Annotated in this window: 12 protein-coding genes; 7 read left to right on the top strand and 5 right to left on the bottom strand. The window is 38.8% G+C overall.

Annotation, left to right across the window (positions count from 1 at the left end):
• Positions 1–51 precede the first annotated feature (51 nt).
• Positions 52–2,343: a beta-galactosidase gene (locus DPX34_RS15965; protein ID WP_232824773.1), complete on the bottom strand. Its 2,292-nt coding sequence runs from the start codon at positions 2,341–2,343 to the stop codon at positions 52–54.
• Positions 2,344–2,817: 474 nt separating this feature from the next.
• Here DPX34_RS15965 and DPX34_RS15960 point away from each other — a divergent pair, with 474 nt between their 5' ends.
• Together DPX34_RS15960 and DPX34_RS15955 are read left to right on the top strand one after the other, a co-directional pair.
• The gene (locus DPX34_RS15960; RefSeq protein ID WP_111979448.1) at positions 2,818–3,495 is read left to right on the top strand and encodes a phosphoglycolate phosphatase; all 678 of its coding nucleotides are present in this window, start codon (positions 2,818–2,820) and stop codon (positions 3,493–3,495) included.
• Between the two features lie 51 nt (positions 3,496–3,546).
• Positions 3,547–5,004, top strand: coding sequence for an NAD(P)-binding protein (locus DPX34_RS15955; protein ID WP_111979447.1), 1,458 nt, complete (start codon positions 3,547–3,549; stop codon positions 5,002–5,004).
• A 328-nt stretch (positions 5,005–5,332) separates the two neighbouring features.
• Here the strand turns inward: DPX34_RS15955 and DPX34_RS15950 are convergent, their stop codons facing one another.
• Positions 5,333–5,575, bottom strand: a complete 243-nt coding sequence (locus DPX34_RS15950; RefSeq protein ID WP_111979446.1) for a hypothetical protein — start codon at positions 5,573–5,575, stop codon at positions 5,333–5,335.
• 659 nt (positions 5,576–6,234) lie between these two features.
• Between DPX34_RS15950 and DPX34_RS15945 the strand changes: the two genes are divergently transcribed.
• Entirely contained in the window at positions 6,235–11,265 is a 5,031-nt protein-coding gene (locus DPX34_RS15945) for a tetratricopeptide repeat protein (protein WP_111979445.1), read from the top strand.
• Positions 11,266–11,433: 168 nt separating this feature from the next.
• Here the strand turns inward: DPX34_RS15945 and DPX34_RS15940 are convergent, their stop codons facing one another.
• Positions 11,434–12,918, bottom strand: a complete 1,485-nt coding sequence (locus tag DPX34_RS15940; protein WP_111979444.1) for a sel1 repeat family protein — start codon at positions 12,916–12,918, stop codon at positions 11,434–11,436.
• Positions 12,919–13,522: 604 nt separating this feature from the next.
• Here DPX34_RS15940 and DPX34_RS15935 point away from each other — a divergent pair.
• From DPX34_RS15935 to DPX34_RS15925, 3 genes are all read left to right on the top strand, one after another.
• Complete coding sequence (locus tag DPX34_RS15935; protein ID WP_111979443.1) at positions 13,523–14,128, top strand: hypothetical protein; 606 nt, start codon at positions 13,523–13,525, stop codon at positions 14,126–14,128.
• A gap of 32 nt (positions 14,129–14,160) precedes the next feature.
• Positions 14,161–15,273 carry an ankyrin repeat domain-containing protein gene (locus tag DPX34_RS15930; protein ID WP_111979442.1) on the top strand — a complete coding sequence of 371 codons (1,113 nt, stop codon included), beginning with the start codon at positions 14,161–14,163 and terminating at the stop codon, positions 15,271–15,273.
• A 417-nt stretch (positions 15,274–15,690) separates the two neighbouring features.
• Complete coding sequence (locus DPX34_RS15925) at positions 15,691–16,905, top strand: serine hydrolase domain-containing protein (RefSeq protein ID WP_111979441.1); 1,215 nt, start codon at positions 15,691–15,693, stop codon at positions 16,903–16,905.
• Between the two features lie 158 nt (positions 16,906–17,063).
• Here the strand turns inward: DPX34_RS15925 and DPX34_RS15920 are convergent, their stop codons facing one another.
• Both DPX34_RS15920 and DPX34_RS15915 read right to left on the bottom strand, forming a co-directional pair.
• Positions 17,064–17,981, bottom strand: a complete 918-nt coding sequence (locus DPX34_RS15920) for a hypothetical protein (RefSeq protein ID WP_111979440.1) — start codon at positions 17,979–17,981, stop codon at positions 17,064–17,066.
• Positions 17,982–18,282: 301 nt separating this feature from the next.
• Entirely contained in the window at positions 18,283–19,017 is a 735-nt protein-coding gene (locus DPX34_RS15915; RefSeq protein ID WP_111979439.1) for a FadR/GntR family transcriptional regulator, read from the bottom strand.
• A 416-nt stretch (positions 19,018–19,433) separates the two neighbouring features.
• On the opposite strand from DPX34_RS15915, the gene DPX34_RS15910 reads away from it, so the two are divergent.
• Positions 19,434–20,897, top strand: a complete 1,464-nt coding sequence (locus DPX34_RS15910; protein WP_111979438.1) for a sulfatase — start codon at positions 19,434–19,436, stop codon at positions 20,895–20,897.
• The last annotated feature ends 4 nt before the right edge of the window (positions 20,898–20,901 follow it).

The following is a 20,901-nucleotide window of genomic DNA, read 5'->3' as shown; positions in this document are numbered from 1 at the left end:
AAATTGCGAATTCAACGCCGTTGTAACGGAAAATATCCCGCTTAGGTTTTTTTATTTATATCGTCGAGTATAAAGTTGATGGTTTAGCTCTTTGGCGGCCTCAACTAAAGGCGCATAAGGTACATCGGCAACATTTACAAATCCCACATTATAGTTTTCACCATCGTAAGCGCGACCGGTTAAAGGCGAATCTATATATTGAAACCAATGCGCGCCAACAAAGTATGGGTTATCAATAACACTCTGCATGTATTCTTGATATTTTTTACCGCGGTCTTTTTGGTTTTCAGCATGAATTAACCCTGGGTTTAATAAGCCAGAGTCCATGGCGCCATTATGAAACTCACCAATGATACTGGGCATATCTAACTCAACTAATTTTTGCCAATAAGGTTGATCGATACCTTCGCGATAATAATTGTAGCTCATTACATCGACATGTTTTACTGCTGCTTTTCTTACCTCTGGTGTCATGGCCCAGTGCGCAAAGCGCGGGCCCATATATAGGTGGTTTGGCATGTGTTGCTTAAGTAAATTAGACACGATACTAAAATATTTGTCGGCATAATCGTAAAGTAAAACCGCAAAATCGTTTTGCATTTCTTGTGTGATTTCGGCCACGGTGTATGGCGCTTCAAGCGCTTGCCAAGATGCAAAATGGCTATGCCATGAATGATTTAAAGCGGTAATGCTTTTATATCGCTGCTGCAATTTAGCCATAAAGGCTTGTTTAAGTGGGCTGTCGTTGGCTGGTTTAGTAAGTGAGTTAATCACGATGCCGTATTGTGCTTCAGCTCCCCATTCTGATCCCCAGCTCTTTTCGTTATCAATAAACACGCCAACACACCAAGGGTTATTTTGAACTTCTTGCGCGATTTGTTTAACGGTAACCGCGGCTCGTTCGGCAAATACCGGATCAAATGGGTCTGGCATTGCTCCCCAATAGTCATTACCCGAACTGACCGTTTTAAAATCGCCAATGATCCAACCATTTGCAAAGTAGGGCAGACGGTTTATTTGGTAAAAGCTGGGATCAACCCAATTACCAAACGAGGTAAATCCCCAAGAGTGCATGCGTTTAACTGTGGTATCGCGCCAATGTTCCATCAATTCAGCTTCGTTGTGGGAGCCATATTTACGGGCTAAATTAGCTCGGTAAAAACTGTAGGTTTCGCCATGTTCAACGGCTCCACTGTGTACAGTTCGACGGTAGCCATAGCTGGCCGCTTCTTTGCTGTTATAACTGGGTAACCAAGTAAACATATCAGCTCGCAAGGATGAACTCACATATCGGCTGTTTATTGCATTGTTTGGTGCTCTGTTTAAGCCTATTGAATCTTCGGGGGTAAAGTCGTTTGCATCACGTTGTGTGATCAACGATTTATCAAAGTCGTAACCGGTGATCGTTGATGTATTTGCCATGCGTATATTGGCGATACCATTTGAGAAAAATAAATAGCCTTCAGGATCGACTAAAGACCATTTTCCTTGATACTTTTCAGTTCGGTAATAACCTGTTGCTTTTAGTTTTGGCCCATTGGCCCAGCCATTAAATTTTGAACGCGACGTAAAAGGTTTATCTTGTAAGCTTTTTTGTTCATGCTCAGATACTTCACGTAGATGTTTTAAGTTATCAATTTTATTTTCGAAATCGATTTTTGCGTTTTGACCAAATTGATCAACCAAGCCTTTCATATAATTAGGGTCAAAGTGATTTGGTTCTATAAACCGAACATTATCAATTTCGAGCTCTTTGTCTTCGAGTACGCCTGAAATCATAAAACGCACTTTGGTGATAGCCGACAGATCAAGTGCTTTTACGCCGCCACGCCAGATTGTTTGCACCCAATCATGTTGCCAACTCACGGGGTTATTACGGATACCTGAGTTAAGGGCTAACGCGGGCACATTTAGTTCTATTAAATAAGTCCGTTTACTGTTTGCGGGTACATCAACATTACGCAGTTGAAACGCGTTATTGGCACCATGCGTGTAAATGTAAACATGCGCTGAAGCGGGCGCGGGGTTACTGATATCAAGCGCGATAGCCGCATATTTGTGTTGGTTAAAATTCCACGCCGGTTTAGGCACTAAACTAAACGATGCATTGTGATTATTTTTTGCTGCCAGTTTGATATTAACTTGCGTATTTTTCTTCTTTTTTACTAATATGGCGGTTGAATTTTCAAGTTCAATTAACTTGAGTTGCTCAGGTTTTTCAAAATTTAATAAGGTTGTCGATTTTACTGAACTTGCCTGTGCATTCGTTATTGCCATCACCAACAAAGCGAACAGCACGAGATAGCAATGTTTAATTGAATGTTTAATTGAATTTTTAGTCATATATTTATTCATGTATTTGTACATACTGTTATCCGGTTAAAAGCACTTACAAACCTAAAAATTACGGGTGGTAATAAGTCACTCAATAGTAATAACTATATATTGTTGTCATGGCCACAAATCGACACATTATTTTTTTTATTTATATCAATTAATCTGATTTAGGCTGGTATTTTTGCAGGGGCTTTTTTAACGGTTGGTGTATAAACAAACATTTGGGTATAAACACAATTAAATTCGCCTTTTATCAAAAGGTAAAGGTGCGGTTAGTGAGCTCGCAGTACCCTAAAAATATACGTTAAGTTATCAGCATGCTTGAACGCATGTTTTGAAAACAGCCGTGTAAATGCTGATTAACAAAGAAAATTTCACGCGCTATAAATGAAAATATAAAGCGGTTAAAACGTAGAAAAGCCGCCCTTTTAAAGATAAACTACGCACCCTTAAAATGAGGGCAAACAGTAGGTTGTAAAATTGAAATTTAACAATAAACAAGTCTTGATATTTGATTTAGATGGAACGTTAATTGATAGTGTGCCCGATTTAGCACTTAGCATTAATCAAATGTTAAAAACATTGGGTATGAAAACGTATACGACCGAAGTTATTCGTAGTTGGGTTGGTAACGGAGCCGAAGTGTTAACCAAAAGAGCGTTGTCGGGCCATATAAAAATTAGCCCTGATCTTGATCCCGCGTTGGTTGAAAAAGCCTTGGCCATTTTTCTTGATTGTTACGCGCAAAATATCTGCGTAGAGACCACGCTCTACCCAAATGTAAAAAACACACTCGAAACTTTGCACGGCAAAGGTTACCGCCTGGTTATTGTTACTAATAAGCCAGAACAGTTTGTTCGTCCTATTTTAAACGAGTTAGAGTTGAATCATTTATTTGAAATGGTGGTAGGCGGCGATAGTTTACCTAAACGAAAACCTGATCCAATGCCATTAAATTATGTATGCGAAAAGCTAGATATGCCTCCCGCGGCTTGTTTAATGGTTGGCGACTCTAAAAATGATATTTTTGCTGCCGTTGCGGCTAACATGCAAAGTATCGGTTTAACCTACGGTTACAATCATGGCGAAGACATCAACAGCCACGGTGCAACCCTCGTTTTAGATGATTTTGCTACGATTAACGAAACGCTAGCGTAGCCATGCTAGCGCCTTTATCAGCCGTTATATTACCCAATTGAACTGTAGTCTATGAATAATCAAAGTTGTGCGCACGCCAATACGCGAGTTGGTATTATCGGCGGTGGCATTGGTGGGGCGACTATCGCGTTACGCCTTAGCCAACAAGGTGCGAATGTTTTTTTATTCGAAAAAGAAACGAGCTTAGTTAACGGCCCGCCTATGTGTCATCTTCATGCTGGCGGTAATTTATATCGAGAAATTTCAGACCAACAATGTATCGAACTGCTAAAACAATCGATCAGTACCGCACGCCTTTATAAAGATGCAATTGATTATAGGCCCACCATTGTTGCCGTGCCGTTAAAAGATAACGGCCATCCGAACGATGTTATCGCTCGCTTAAAAACGCTGCAGCAAGAGTATGCCAATTTAATCGATAAAGACGCTTTAAACCAAGTATTGGGGCCTGCCGCACATTATTTTACGTTGTATGAGCGCGAACAAATCGAAAAGCTAGCAAGCTTGCCTACACCTAAAAAACCTGAAACATCCGAACAATGGATGATTGCCTTCGCTAAAAATGCCAATTTGAATCAATTAAAGTTCCCTTTGATCTTAGTTCAAGAGTATGGCATTAACGTTTTTAGGCTTGCTGCCATTACAAGCTTGGCACTTGAAAACAGTCAAAATTGTCAGTTGTTTACTAACACTCAGGTCAGTTCGGTTGCCTTAAATAATGGTAACAATACATGGAGTATAGAAGCGAACTACCAAGGTGAAAATCAGACATTTGAAGTCGACTATTTAATTAATGCCTGTGGTTTTAGAACCGGTACTATTGACGATATGGTGGGGTTGCGACCAAAGCGTATGGTTGAATTTAAAGCGGCTTATATTAGTCATTGGTCTAGTCACCAAAATAATTGGCCTGAGATCATCTTTTATGGTGAGCGAGGCACAAAAAATGGTATGACACAATTAACACCTTACCCTAATGGGTACTTTCAAATTCATGCTATGACGCCGGATGTTACGTTATTTGAAGATGGCTTAGTTGCATCAAAGTGCGAGAGTGCACAGCCTCAACTGCCTCATCAATTTTTAGCCAAAGTGAACAATCAATGGGACCCTCAAATGGTTAGCAACAGAACCCTAAAGGCCATTGATAAAGTAGCCGGTTTTATTCCATCTTTTAACAATGCAACGTTAGGCGGCCCGCCTATGTTTGGTGCGCAGCAAATTCCGGGTATTGACGCGACATTACGCGTTGCCGATGTGACTTTTCAATCCAATAGATACGCAAGATGTGAAATTGTAAAGGCCTCATCTGCATTACCGGCCGCTAATACGATAGTCGATCAACTCGTTGCACAGGGCTTGTTGCCACAAGGCGGTAAACCCGTTAATACGACTTCAGTGAGTGACAGCTTAACCGAAACAGAAATTAGCCAGCGAGCTGAAGTTTTGGCAATTGAACGGTGTTTTCCAAAAGAGCTCACGGGGCGCTTAAACCCCAACGTTATTTAAAATAGCGAAGCGTTACGTAAAATATGAGGCGGCACGTAAAATATACGGATTACATAAAATAGCGAAACGAAAGGCTCAGAGTAGGGCTCTTTCATCAGCTTTTTTATCTTTATCATTCAACGCTCACGGCATCAATTTGCTTGTAGGTTGATTATTTATCAGTGAATAGGTAATAGCCATTCAGTGTTAGTCATTAAGCGCTAGTTAGTAAATGTCAGTGCATGTCTTTCATCTCTGCTTTATAGCAAGGCTAAAATGGTACTGTATTTTCTTGTTCTTGTTCTTGTTCTTGTTCTTGTTCTTGTTCTTGTTCTTGTTCTTGTTCACTTTAGTGGGTATCTTGCTCTTCTGCAGCATATAGTAAGTGCCACATTTCATGTTGGTGCAGCCAAATTGGATCTGCATTTTGCATTAACCAATCTTCTTGCGGGATCTCGTCTATCATCGCAGGCCGTTTAACTCTTACTTGCTTACCATTTTTAAAGACCCACATATATTTTTTTTGGCGCTCTAACTTGGCTTTTTTCTTAGCTCGTTTCTGGTTAAGCGTTAATTTTTTAGCTTTTGGCATCTTTCACCTCGAATGCTAGTTAGCCTGTACAAAACGTTTTTATCGTTATTTTAATGATGTAGATTTTAATTTTAAATTATACTGTAGGTTGCCATGAGTGAAACGAATCGCAACAGGCTCGTGTCGTTTTTTAATACCCAAACATAAAAAGTTAAATTATTTACAAAATACGACTTATATTCACCGAGTTACCTAGAATATAAATGGTGCGGTTCGCAAGCTCACGGCACCCTACAACAGTCTAACTAAAAAACAATAATATCAGAGGTTTTTAGATATACCTGTCTCGCATGATACTTTTTTAAATTACACCGTAGGTTGCCATGAGTGAAACGAATCGCAACTGGCCCATGTCGCTTTTTAATACCCAAACATAAAAAGTTAAATTATTTACAAAATACGACTTATATGCACCGAGTTACCTAGAACATAAATGGTGCGGTTCGCAAGCTCACGGCACCCTACAAAAGTCTAACTAAAAAACAATAATATCATAGGTTTAGAGATGCCTGTCCCGCACGAGAGGCGAACTTAATACGCTGATCTTAAAAAATCATATTGTTGTTGAATGTTAACGGTTAGGGTTAAGTAACTTGAAAAAATGTTATTTTCGATCACAATAGCGTTTTATATTCGTTAATTATTAAAAGGATTTTATTGTGTCTGATGTTGTTAGTTTGCCGGCTGTTGATATTCAATCTTTTGAAAAATCAGGTGAAATAGACAAGCTTGAATTTAAAGTTAAAGCATTAATAAAAAAAGGTTTGTTTATTGATGCCTTGACCCTAGGTGAGCAACATTGGGGGCCAATAAAATCTTGGCAAACGATAGAGCAGCAGCTAATCGCCCGTCCAATTTGGTACAACTTGGGTGGTGATCGCTATTCAGATGTGATCACGCTCAAATTATGGCGCAAACATAAAACTCATGCTGATGTGTTAGAGCGCATGCTTTATTACGTATTTAATGAAAAAGGCCCTATCTTTGCCTCTGAATTTTTACAGCAATATCGTGAATTCATGGTTGGTGATGATGTTAATTCAATTGACGGAGAAGATAAACAAGCCGATATACTCCTGTATGAAGCCTTGGCTAACCGGTGTTTTAAAAACTTTGCACTAGCTGAAACCAAAATCCAACAAGCGATTGACTTAAAACCGAACGAAGCGTGGTTTAAAACAATATGGGTTAGGACTTTACTCGATCAAGACTTGGTGCCAGAGGCATTAACTCAAGCCTTAGCTTTACTTGATTCGCACACCACTATTGCTAATGTGCGATTAGTTGTTGATGTTTATAAACGCCAATCAGATTTAAGCAATGCACTTTCAACGTTACAAAAGTACACCACGATATTTCAATCGGCTGCGTTGTGGCTAGACCTAGCTTGCTTGGCTGGTAATTTACATGACTGGTCTTTATGTGAAGCGGCGTTAGCACAATTTATTGCACTGCGTATTATAAAAGATAAATCAGATGAGCAATTTGTCATCTCACTTCAGGCTCAATTAGCGATACATAAAAACGAAACCGCTCAAGCCATTAACCTGTTGGCAGACACTAAAAGCGTCTACTGGAAAATTGTACAAAAAAACCTTAAAAATAAGCCTGAGAATGCCGAAAGTAAAATACTTGATGTGCCTTTTATGCGCCAAGAACATCTTACTTGTGCCCCTACAACAATGGCGGCGCTTTCACAATTTTGGGGTGTTAATTTTGATTCAAAAGCTATCGCTGAAGAGATTTGTTTTGACGGTACGCCGGATACTAAAGAACGCCAATGGTTACGTGATAATCAATTTGCTTTTAAAGAGTTTGAATTAGACATTGAATTAGCGTTTGATTTAATCAGGCATGACCTGCCATTTGCTTTAGTGACAACCAATGGGTATTCGTCGCATTTACAAGCCGTTATTGGTTTTAATAATCAAACGGGTACGCTGTATTTAATGGACCCTTCAAGCTCGACTCAGGTTGATATACTGGCAGAAGAGCTAATTAAATCGGAAGGTTTTGCTGGCGCGCGCTGTCTGGTTTTTGTGCCTGAGGCACAAAAACATAAACTCGACATGTTTGATTTTCCGGCGAGTGATTTATATCCCTATGTTGATCGTTTTCACCTCGCGCAAGATAAAAATGATTTTGTCGCCGTACAGCGAGAGTTGAACGAGTTAATAATGTTAGCCCCCGATCACCGCTTAACGCTTCGGTGTCAGCGATCTTATGCTATTTCAAATAACGATGTGCAGATGATTGCTGATGTAAATAATAAACTGCTTAGTCGTTATCCTGATGAAGTTGTTTTATTAAGTTCACAATTTTTTTGCCAGCGAGATACTGGATCTCGTGCCGAAGCCATCAAAACCCTCGCTCAATATGTCGAAAAAAAGCCAAGTTTGGATTTAATTAATACATTATTCGATGAAATTTATGAAACGAATGAACAAGAAACATTAACGTTAAGCTTGCTAGATAAATTAAAAATGTATGGGTATCGCTCGGCATCTGCTTGCTGGTCAATCGCTAATTATTACTGGTCTAATCAATCTTTTACAGCGGCAACAGACTATTATTTATATGCCCATTGCTTAGATGATACGAATAGTTTGTTTGTTGAAAGTTACTACAAAGCGGCGCGTTATCTTGGCCAACAGCATGTCGCGTTAGATTTTTTATTGCAACGACATCAAAAATATAAAACGCGTTCAGCTAACCCCGCTATATCGTTATTTGAAGCTTACAAGCTAGAGAATTTAGAACATGAAGGGTTTGAGTTTCTTTTTGAAGCAATTGAGCTTCATCCTAATGATTCTGATTTATTACGTTATTTAGCCAATAAGTTGATTGTAAACAGTGAATGGTCGCGATTTGATGCTTTAGCCGAAACCTTTGAGCGTGTGTTAAGCCAACATGATCATGATTTATTATTAGCTAACAAAGAATCTAAATCGGGGCACATTGAAAAAGCAATTGCGTTTTATCAAACGGCTTTTGAGCAATCTCCGTTTGTGACTAAAATCGGCAATGAATATTTCTGGTTATTACAGCAAAATGGTCAGCAAGACCGCATTGATGCCGAGCTCGTTACGCTATACAACACCGACCCGCAGAATGCCGTTGTTTGGGATTATTTAGCCGATTGGCATAGTGATGAACAACGGATCATAGCTGTGCTGGAACAGACGATTAAAGCGCGTCCAGACTATGCGGCGGCAAGACGACAATTGATTGATTTGTATCTTAAAACTAACCAAACAGACAAAGCCCATAAACTGGCACTCGAAACAGTCGATACCTTAAAAGGTTCACGCCTAAATAGTGCATATTTAGCAAAATGCTTGTTAAAGAAAAACCAGTTTGAATCGGCTAAAACGTTAGCTAAAGAGGTGTTAACACAATCGATTGATGAAGAGCTCGCATTTGATATTTTGTTTTCGGCTAGCCAAACAGAAGATGAAAAAACGCAAGCTTTACTGTTTATTCGAACCCAAATGGTTGAGCAGGTTTTATTTGGTAATAATGCTTGGAATTATTGGTTCGAGGCACAAGCTTTTTTAGATAACGATGCTTTGCTCGATTTTGTACAATTTTTATTACAAAAGCATTCGCATTTATGGCAAACCTATGCGATTGCGGGCATGTATTATTCGCAAGTCGGCGATATGTCGGCTGCGGTTGAAATACTTAAACAGGGCATAGCTAAGTTTCCGTTAACACCTCGAATTCATTATGATTTAGGTAAAACCTATGAAGCTCAAGCATTATTTGACGATGCCATCAACTGTTATCAAAATGCGCTTAAATTAAACCCACAATGGGATACCGTCGCTAAACAATTAGCCGATTTATTAGAGAATCAAGGTGATTTACAATCGGCACTAACAACCGTTGAAAACACGTTAAAATTTGTTTCAAATGACGGTGTTTTATTCGGTTATCAAGCAGGGTTATTGTTAAGCTTGAACCGTAAAAATGAAGCCTTAACCGCTTTTGTTAAAGCGGTTGAAAATCATTATGGTTATCGGTGGGCTTGGTCTAATTTGGTTAATCTAGCTGATGAACTGGGTCAACCCAGTTTAGCGCTTGATACCGCTAAAAAGATCAGCAAAAAAAGTCCTTTTAATGCAGCGGTATGGTGTGATTATGCCTTTGTTGCCGATGGCGCTCAAAAACTATTGTTGCTCAATAAAGCGATAGAATGTGATCCCCATTACACCAACGCTTATCGAGATAAAGCCCAATATTATATCGAACTTGGTGATTATAGCGCGGCGTTACAATCACTTGACGATACGCCTTGGCAACTAGATTTACCGTTAGTATTAGCCAGTGTAAGAGCCGAATTATTAAGTGATATTGGCCAAACGCAAAATGCGGTCGATGTTTTAAAGCGTTTACTTTATAAAACACAAGGTCAAACCCATTTGTGGCGCAAGCTTTACGCGTGGCTTGAGCAATTGTCTGATCAAAAGGGTTATATTGAAGCGTGTTATAAGCATATTGAGCTTAATTTACATGCATCTGACGCGTTATGTATTGCGAGTGAAAATTTATTAAATAAAGGCGAAAAAGCCGATCAAGCCAAAGCCAAATCTTATCTTGAAAAAGCGTTTCAATTAGCCCCTAATGACGAATATATTGCGCTAACCTATATTGATTATTTAACCACGCAAAAAGAATACAAAACCGCGTTAGATTTAACGCTTGAGCACCTTAAAACTAACGCGAGTGGGTTTGTGCAAGCCCGCTACATCATCTTGTTAGCGCATTTGCAGCAAGCCGATCAAGCATTACGGGCGTTTGAAGTGCTGCTCGAAAGTGGAGAAGATGATTATTGGACGATCAATCGGACGTTTGAAGCGTTAGTGACTGTGTTTGAGCCCGCAAAGGTCATTGCTGTTTTAGCACAGCGTCAAGAATCATTAACTGAAATTCAAAGTTACGTGTGGGTAGAGAACCAGCTCGAAGAGAAAAACAAACAAGGATACAAAAAGCTACTGGATGTGATTCATCCTATTCAGTCAGATATAGCTTGGTTAGGCGCGATGCAAGCCGTGTTGCAATTTTTGAATGATCATGAGATCACGCCTGATCAAAAAACACTCGAAAAAGACACGAAACGCATTAGTGGTCATCCTAAGTTGGTTCAACAATTGATCAACTTGTATTCAATGTGCGATCAATTATATACCGCGATGCATTGGTTTGAACAAACAGAGGATAAACAAGCGCTGTCGGCATTTTGTTTTTATCAGTACCGAATGGCACTCCAAATGCAAAACCGATGGGATGAAGCTGGGCCGTACATCACTCAAGGTTTAAGTTTAACACCAGATAATGTGCTGCATAATTTAAGATTATGGTCAGTTTATGAAAATTGGCGTGTCAATAACCAAGTTGATGTATCAGAACTTAACGTGATTGATTTTTCTGAGCTAATTGAAATTGAGCAATATGTTTATCGGGTTTTATGTGCGGCTCATACGCTTGAAGGTAAAAGTTTAGAGACGGTGCAAACTGCACTTGATCCGTTACTACGAGAATGCCAACATGCTTATCAACCCGCTGCAGGCCATCATTTAGCGTTGGTTCCTCAAAAACTATTGCGCCAACGTATTAAAAGCGCAATGGTTAGCACAGGCTTTATCGCCAAACTTAAACTGCGCTTTTGGATCAGTAATCGGTTTTAATGCGTGCTGTCATAACATGCTATATCCGCTTGTACGTATAAATTAAAGCCCCGCAAATGTGGATTAAGCGAGCCGCTTAACCCATGAAAAAGTAACAGAGTAGAGCAGTAGGCTCTGTTACTTTATTTGCTATGTGAATTCATTAAAATTTTTTAAAATCAGCCTTTTTTAGTCTAATTTCCAGTTTTCTACGGCCCAATTAACGGCTTTAGCTTGCTTTATGGCTTCATTAAAATAACGTTTCGCTTTAGATGGATAACCTTGCAACTGCATCAACTTGGCTTGTAAATAAACGGTGTAAGCAGAATCTTGTGAATTTTGGATAATATTTTGCAACCAAGTATCAGCTGTTGATATAAACACAGGATCTAAGTCTGTTGGTTCTAAATGGGTAAACGCAAACTCGAGCAGGTTTTCTTGTGCTTGATAATGCCCGTGTTCGGCCGCTTGGCTTAACCAATAACTGGCTTTATTTAAGTCGGGTGTGATTTGTTGGTTAGGCGAATTTAACGCTAATTTACCTAATTGATATTGAGCGGTTATATTACCATTTTTAGCGGCCGCTATTAACCACGGTAAGCCCGCTGCTGCGTTATTGTTTTCATAAATTTGATACTGAGCTAAGGCGAGTTGTGCCGGTGCATAAGCTTTTTGACTTAAATTTAATAAAACGTCACTAAAATGGGGATGATTTTTGGGAACAACATAATCACCAAATGCCCGTAAAAATTGCGCATATTGGTATTGCTGGCTAAAGGTGGTTTGATTACGGGTTAAACTTTTAAAGTGTTCAACATAACTCGGAAAACCCATTTGCAAACTGCTTTTACCGTGGTAACCAAAACGTAAATATGAAATCACATTATGTTGATTCACAGGCGTCTTTTTGTTCATCGCGGGTTCATAAATCGAATCTTGTATCGTTTTTAAAATGATCTCGTCATACACGGCCTCTGGCCAAGCAAATAATAATTCAGGTGAGCGGACTCTGCCGTTTTCATCAATATCATGTTTAATCACAAAATAGCCCGGTTCAGGCTGCTTACGTAATTTAAATAGATTATCTTCAGAACCGACTCGGTAACCGGTTAACATATTTTGCATACGCTCGTGCTGACGATCAATTGCATTGTTATGTTCTGCTACTCGACGTTGACGTTTAAATTGCACTTCATCATTTAGATCTAGATTAGTATGTTGAATTAATTTAGCGGGTTTAAAAGGGTGGGTGGCGACAACTTGCACACTGGTATCTGCCAGCGTGGGGTAAATTGATTGCTCAAGCGCTTGTTTACCATAACGTTGCACTAATTTTTCCGTATATGTTTTTGTTTGTTTTTGTTCTGTTGGGCTTAACTGGTTAAAGATATTAGCCGCAAATGCTTCGGCTTTTGGGTATTGATATTCAGATGCTAAAAATAACCAGGCAAAAGCCGCTTTAGGGTTAGCTAGGCCTGATTGAGGATCACTATAAAGTGCTGCTAAGTTGAATTGCGCTTGGGCATTACCCATGACCGCTTTTTGTAAAAACAACATTTTGGCATGTTCAAAATCCTTTTCATTTAGGGCTTTATTGGCTTCGTTAAAATTGGCATTGGCTGAAAACGAAAAGCTCAACAAAATTGTTAAAAGTAACAAGTAACCTTTATACACATTATTCTCCATGAAGTGAGTTGTTTGCTTTGGTTACGATCGATGTCATTCGATAAGTCAGATAACAAAAGCGTTAAAAAATTGAATAAGCTGTAATATAAATGATATTAAATGTATTACAAGTGTAAAGATGGTATGTTTTGTGCGCTGAGGGGATTCACTCACTTGGCTTAATGGATAATAGTTATTGATCAATGAGACTTTATTAACGATCAAAATTTAGTTTATTGGGTTTCGCTTTATATATTTAACCAAATTTTAAAATTTCCCCTAAAAAATATAACTAGCCTATAGTATATTGAACTGGTTTAATACCTACCCTAAATAGAGATTATATTATTTGGTCTGTATTTTATTAAATATAGTCAAAGCGATCGGGTTTTAGGGGAAGCCTTCAAGCTTCGAGACCCCATGAGCATATGCTCTATTATGTGATTGGGGCGAGTAAGCGCTGACAATGAACCATAAAACCTGAGCGAGAAGACTATAGGTTATTAAAAAAGCAGTTAGTTATGCATAGGGCATAGGGACATTCCGATTCGTTGGAAATCGCCTAACTCACACGTCAGTGTTAGTCAGGTGTTAATAAGGGTAAGGATAAAAAATGAACTTTTGGTTAGATCGTAATTCAGAATCAAACAACGTTGTGGTGTTGCAACAAAATAATATTTTAGTGGGCTCATGTGATAAACAAGCTTACGACAATGTATTTACACAGCTCACAGCCGATGTTGCTCCAATAGAAGTGTTAGGCACTGAAGACATTCAAATTATTCCTTTTGATAAATTACAAAACCTCACGAGTAAAAACACGGATACCAGTATTGATCTGCAGTATTTGGCTAAAAAAGGCACTGAAGATTTCACTCTTGATTTTGAAACGCTTGAGCAAAAAAACGCGTGTTTACAATTGATGACTGCTCGTGAGTTTCCTCAATTAAGCTTAACCGTGGCTAAGCAATCGGCTTTATCGGCTAGTATTTCGCCGGTACTTAGTTTGTTGTGCGCAATCGGGTTAGGTAGTTTATATATTGATCGTTTGCGTTGGGTGACAATCATTGTATGTGGTTTATGGGCTCTACTTAGTTTATATGGGCTTTATAAACGCGCAACTAATCCACCTGTGGTGACTAAATTATCGTTAAAAGGCCGTTATGGACGTAAATTCGTTTCTGGGGTTAAAACAGCGGGTGGATATTTATTGGCTTAATTGCGTTTGTTGGCACGGCTAAAATACCGCTTATGTATGGAGAAAAAGCGATTGCTGAACATTCTCAATTAGAATCGTTAGACGCTCGCGATGTTAGTTCTTTAATCGCTAACGGTGCCGATGTTAATTACAGAACTAAAGAGGGTTACACGAGTTTACATAATGCGATTTATGCCGGCGACACCGAACTTGTTGTCGCGTTAATAACAGCGGGTGCCGATGTCAATTTACCCGTTGCGGACGATGGCTATAATAATGCTTTTGAATTGGCTATTTATGCGACAGAAAGCCCCGTTATACTTGCGCTACTTGATGCACCTGATGAATGGGCTAACGCGGCGGGGTTATTAGAGCTTGCGATCCAAAATGAACTTAATAATGAGGTCATTGCTAAACTAGCTGCCCGCGGTGCAGATTTAAATGAAGTAAACGAGGATGGTGAAAATTTATTGTATATAGCATTAATGAATGACGCAAAATATGAATTGATTGCTTATTTATACAATCAAGGTGTTGCAGCCGATTTTATGATTGATGATTTAAGCCCCGCTGATTATGCTAAATCATTACAGCGTTTTGATTTAGTGGCTTTATTTAAGAGTCAGAATAAAAGTGATTTAGTTGCCGTTAATCAACCTAAATCAGCGTTTTTAACCCAATTTATTCAACAAGAATCAGACATCATACTAAAGAGCAAAGGCAATATGATGGTTAAAGTGCTTATAGCGACCGATGAAGAATCTAAAACTGAATGGCACGCGATGGCTGAAAACAATATTCAGTTAAAAGCAATTGATGTTTATTCTAAATCTGATTTATTTGATGTGTTTTTAACACATTGTCCTGCACTTGATAGTGATTTTACGAAAAAGATGGAAGCCGTTTTTTCGAAGTATACTCACGTTAAGCAAGATTATATTAAAGCCGGTGCCGAAGTAATCAACAATAATGCGATTTTAACCCATGAAGAAAAAACCGTGTTGTCAGGCCGTTTTGCTCAAGTTTTGGTTGAGCGTAAAAATACCTTGATTTCGTCTTTTACCAATGTAACAACCGAAACTAAATCTGAATTATTATCACAATGCAATGATGCGATTTTAAATGCTGAGGCTGATGAGCAGTTAGCAAAAGTGAATGCGTATTAGTTGCAAGCGATTGTTGCGCTTTTTACACGAGACTAAAAAGCGAAAATAAACGTACAAGCAAAAAGCAAAATACGGCTGGCGTAGTGTTAAATATAGTCAAAGCGATCGGGTTTTAGGGGAAGCCGTCAAGCTTCGAGACGCCATGAGCATATGCTCTACTATGTGATTGGGGCCGCCTAAATGGATTTAGGTGTTAGAACGACGCAGGAGCCAAAGTCGAGAGTAAGCGCTGACAATGAACCATAAAACCTGAGCGAGAAGACTATAACTGCGCTGGCCTTTTTATTGGGTGGGGTTTGATCGGGTAAAATGATAACATTGCTGATTATTTGTGTGTGGTGGTGTAGCGCTATATTTACCCTCACATTATTAATAGCCATTAATTAGCGCTGCTTAAAGGTGACAACAGGAGATTCGATGATAAAAGCCTGCTTAATTTTATTAACCTTGCTGTCATTTAATGCAACATCAACTGATAAAAACATGACCGCTTTCATCAATGAGTTTGATAAAGAAGCGGTTCAGTTATTAAAAAAGTATAAAATTCCGGGTGGTGCTTTTGTTATTGTTAAAGGTAACGAGGTTATCAAATTAACGACTTATGGCGTTACTGATTCAACAAATACGAACCTCACCAATAATGCTTTAACCAGTCAGGCCTTAACCGCTAAGCAAGCGATTAATCAACATACCGTTTTTAGATTAGCATCCGTTTCTAAAACGTTTGCGGCTACGTTGGCGGTGCAATTGGCTGAACAAGATAAGTTAATATTGAACAAGCCTATTACCGACTATGTCCCTAATTTTAAATTGTCATTACCTAACACGGCAAACCAAATTAACCTGCAACATTTACTCAGCCATACCGCTGGTTTAATGCCTAATTCATACGATAATTTATTACATGAAAACTGGTCGCTGGATAAAATAATATCGAGATTTAATAAGTTAGCACCTATTTGTCAGCCCGGCGAGTGCTATGGTTATCAAAACATTGCTTACAGTTTTATTCAGCAGGCAATCGAAAGCGAGCAGCCGCTAAATTACAGTGAGTTGATGCAGAAAAATATTTTTTCGCCTTTAAATATGACCAATGCATCACTGGGCTATGATGCCTTTAAACGCAATGCCAACACAGCCAAACCACATGTTTTTGATAAAAAAAATTCAACCTTTCGGCTTAATGATCAAGGTAAACGTGTTGTAGATGAGCGAGCGTGGAAAAAAATATCGGTCTCACATGATTATTATAAAGTACTACCCGCCGCTGGGGTTAATGCCAGTATTACGGATTTAGCCAAATGGCTGAATGCTAATTTAGGTCATAAACCTAATGCCTTGAAACCCCAAGTGATCAGTGAATTAACCACAAAAAGAATTAAAACTAAGCGTAACCTACGGCGAAAGTATTGGCGGAATCATTTAGTGGATGCGCATTATGGTTATGGTTGGCGAATATATCAGTTAGAAGGGTTAACCATTCATTACCACGCGGGTTGGGTTGCGGGTTTTAGAGCCGACATTGGCTATTCACCCAAACATGATATTGGTTTTGCTATTTTAATTAACAGTGAATCCAATGTCATTACTGAAATATCGTCCAGTTTTTGGTCTGGTTTACCACATGACTAGAGCGTGTTTATCTTTGTCGTATAGATTTTGTTCAATTCCAAAGCGTTTTGATCGCGACATTGGCTTGATGGCATAGTGGTTCTACGTTAAAAGCATACACAAAAGATAAACACTCTCTAGCTAACCCTAAGCTACTGGGTTATTAATTTAAAATCTGCTTAAAAGAACACATCTAAATTAGTGCCAAGGTCTTCCCAGTTATTAACTAAAGCCGCATTGGCTGTTTCCGGAAAAAACATCTTGGCTAAATCCCCTTGGGCTCTTAATTGTGCTAAGCCTGTTTGCAGTGCTTGGTGAACCACTACACTGGTTGGATGTTGCTTTGATACGACAAAATGACGAGTTTGCTTAAATGTGATTTTTACTCCTTTAACCGGATAAAACACGGTATCAGCACAATGATAAAGAATATCTTTTGAGCCGCTCATCATTAAATCGGTCAGAATAACATTGGCTCGGTTGTGTTTTATCATTTCACACATGCTTTGCGTTGTCGGCACATTGATTACTGTCAAATCGAGCGCGTTTAAGAGTTGCCAATCAAATACCCAATTGTTGGATGAAGCCACGGTGAGTGTTTGGATAACATTCAAAGTGGGCTTTTTGGTTAATTGTGATTTTTTAATCTGAGATTCAATAAAGGCTAATTGAGAATGGGTTGTATAAAAACCCTTAATATATTCACCTGATTTAAAAATGGGCGCGGTTTGCCACAGTTTAGTGGTGTCGATGTTTTTTAACCATACACTTTCTCCCATTATGGCGACATGACCTTTTTGGGTTTCAAGTAATGCGCGAGAATAGTTTGGCACGGTTTTAAAAATAAAATGAGGTTTTATGCCGCCTAATGTTAAAGCTTTACAAATAATTAATAATTCTAAACTGCCACGATAAACGGGTTTTTGTAGATAGTGATTAACGTCAATGCACGGCTTATCATTAATGAGTTGTTTATAGTTTTGATGTGCCTGTGGCGTTACAGAAATAACAATATCGTGTGTTTGGCTTGCAGCCGTGAAACTGGCAAGTAATACCACAAAACAGCCAACCATTTTTAATAAATAACGTGGGTTCAATTTTATAATCAAAGCCTATAAAAACTCATAACCTTGAGTTTAGATTAACAAGGTAGAAAAAACGAATTATATAAGTATGCTCTACTATGTGATTGGGGCCGCCTAAATGGATTTAGGTGTTAGAACGACGCAGGAGCCACAGGTTTTAAGTTCCAGACGAAACCTAAGTTCTTACATCCATGTAAGCAAAGTCGAGAGTAAGCGCTGACAATGATCCCTAAAACCTGAGCGAGAAGACTGTACATAAGGAAGGATGAGCCAGTTAACTTAACCGTGCGGCTAAGTTAACTAACAAATGCAACTATTTAAAATCTTTATCTTTTAAACGGTCGTTAGCATCACCTAATAATTGACCGGTTAATGACTCAGCTAAATCGCCATCTCCCGCTAAAATCGCTTCGTATACTTTACGGTGGTAAGGAATTGATGATGCGTTTTCACGAGGGTCTTGGTTAGTAATACGAATGCTCACTAATAGAGCAGAGTATATTACACCTTCCATTGCGGTTAAAAATTCATTATGTGCAGCATGTAAAACGGCTTTATGAAACAAAGCATCCGCGATGATGAAATTTTCAACACTGCCTTTCTCTTCTTCCATACCGATAATGGCACTTTCAATGGCTTTTAAATCTTCTGGTGTGGCGCGTTCTGCTGCCCAGCGAGAAGCTTTTGGCTCAAAAGACAGGCGAATATCCATCAATTGGTTAAGGAATTCTGGTTTAGGAGACGCAGTAATGTGCCACGCTAAAACATCATCATCTAATAAAATCCATTGGCTACGCGGGCGTACTTTGGTGCCAATACCGCGTCGAACATCTAACATGCCTTTGCCAACTAATATTTTAACGGCATCTCTGATAACCACACGGCTTACTTGATAACGCTCTGATAATGCATTTTCATCATCTATTAACGTATCTGGTTCAAATGTACCGGCTACAATGCGACGGCCTAATTCACGGGCAATTTGCACAGAAAGGCTAGGGGCCATTGTGGTTGCACGTTTTAAATCGTAATAAACTAATTCACTCATAATTTTTCTACTAAATTTACTGCCTATAATAAATATATAAACATACTATGTTTAGGTATTCAATCTTTAATTTTTTTATACGAAAAAAAAATAATAAAAATGAATTTTATTAAAAAAATTACATTTTTTTCGGCATTTAACTATCCGTTCATGTTCGCCTCAAATGTGTTGCCTCTTTATTTGTTAAAAAAAAGTTATATAAATCTGTGACATAACAAAATATATCAATAACATGTTGCTTTCATGTTGATTATCTAAACATCATATGTTTTAATTGAGTCAAATCTTGAACATCATATGTTTGGTTAATTGTTATTAATAGGTTGTTCGCAAAGTTTGAATCTTTATACATACTATCTACTAGTGACAAATTGTTGATTAACTAATTAGACATTAATAAGTGAGACGATAAGTATATGAAACGAGTAAAACACCTACTCATATTTGCCCCGCTTAGTTTGTTGCTAAGTGCATTTGTCATGGCAGGACAAACTCAACCTAATATTATTTTGTTATTTGCAGATGATGCCGGTTATGCCGACTTTGGTTTTCAAGGTAGCACAATAATGAAAACCCCTAATCTTGATCAGTTAGCAAAAGACGGCATGATTTTCAAACAAGCCTATGTAACTGACCCAACATGTGGTCCTTCACGTGCAGGCCTTATTACCGGTAAATATCAACAACGTTTTGGTTTTGAAGAAAACAACGTACCCGGTTACATGAGCCCTAACTCTGCCGCTGATGGCCGTGAAATGGGTGTAGATGTTAATGAAAAAACAATCGCTGATTATTTGAAAAAGCAAGGTTATGCAACGGCTGTATATGGCAAGTGGCATTTAGGGGGCGATGATAAATTTCACCCAACCAAGCGTGGTTTCGATGAGTTTTATGGTTTTAGAGGCGGCGCTCGTAGTTACTACGCTTATGATAACGCGCCCGCAAGCGACCTTGATTATAATGAGCGTGGCTTTGGCGAAATGGTTGAACCTGAAGGTTATTACACTGATGTGTTAGCTGACGAAGCCATTGATTTTATGACGCGTAATGCTAAAAAGAAGAAACCATTTTTCGCTTTCTTATCTTTTAATGCGGTACATACCCCGATGGAAGCATTAAAAGAAGATTTAGATCAATTTCCGACCTTAACGGGTAAACGTAAAACCGTTGCCGCGATGACCTTAGCACTTGATCGTGCTTCAGGCAAAATTTTAGATAAGCTTAAAGAATTAGGCATAGATGACAACACGATCGTTATCTTTACCAATGATAACGGTGGCCCAACGGATAAAAATTCCTCAGATAATGCGCCACTCAGCGGCTCTAAATCTAATCATTTAGAAGGTGGTATACGCGTGCCATTTGTGATGACATGGCCGGCTAAAATACAAGCGGGTTCTGAATATGACTTGCCGGTAAGTACCCTTGATTTACTGCCTACCTTTTATGCGGCTGCGGGCGGCGATGTTAGCAAAGTAACTGATTTAGATGGTGTTGATTTATTGCCTTATGTGAATGGTTCAAAAGACGAACGCCCGCATCATGAATTATTTTGGAAAAAAGATACTCGCGCCACCATCCGCCAGGGCGATTGGAAATTAATTCGTTTTCCTGACCGTCCAGCAGAGCTTTATTACGTACCTGATGATATTCAAGAAGTTCGTAATTTAGCAGCGCAACACCCTGAACGTGTAAAAGCCATGTTTAAAAAACTATTTGCTTGGGAATCTACGTTAGAGCGTCCGCGTTGGTTGCTAAAAAGGCAATTTGAAAACTACGACATAGAGCGTATGGACAAGTACCGTTGGACATTAATGGACACACAACCAATTAAAGCTAAAGACACTATTGAAGGAACAATAGCCGTCCCTAAGCATTAATTAT

The organism is Algibacillus agarilyticus (genome assembly GCF_003286125.1).
Lineage (GTDB): Bacteria > Pseudomonadota > Gammaproteobacteria > Enterobacterales > Alteromonadaceae > Algibacillus > Algibacillus agarilyticus.
The sequence above is the reverse complement of the archived record's forward strand: the minus strand, read 5'-3'. Positions and strand labels throughout refer to the sequence as shown.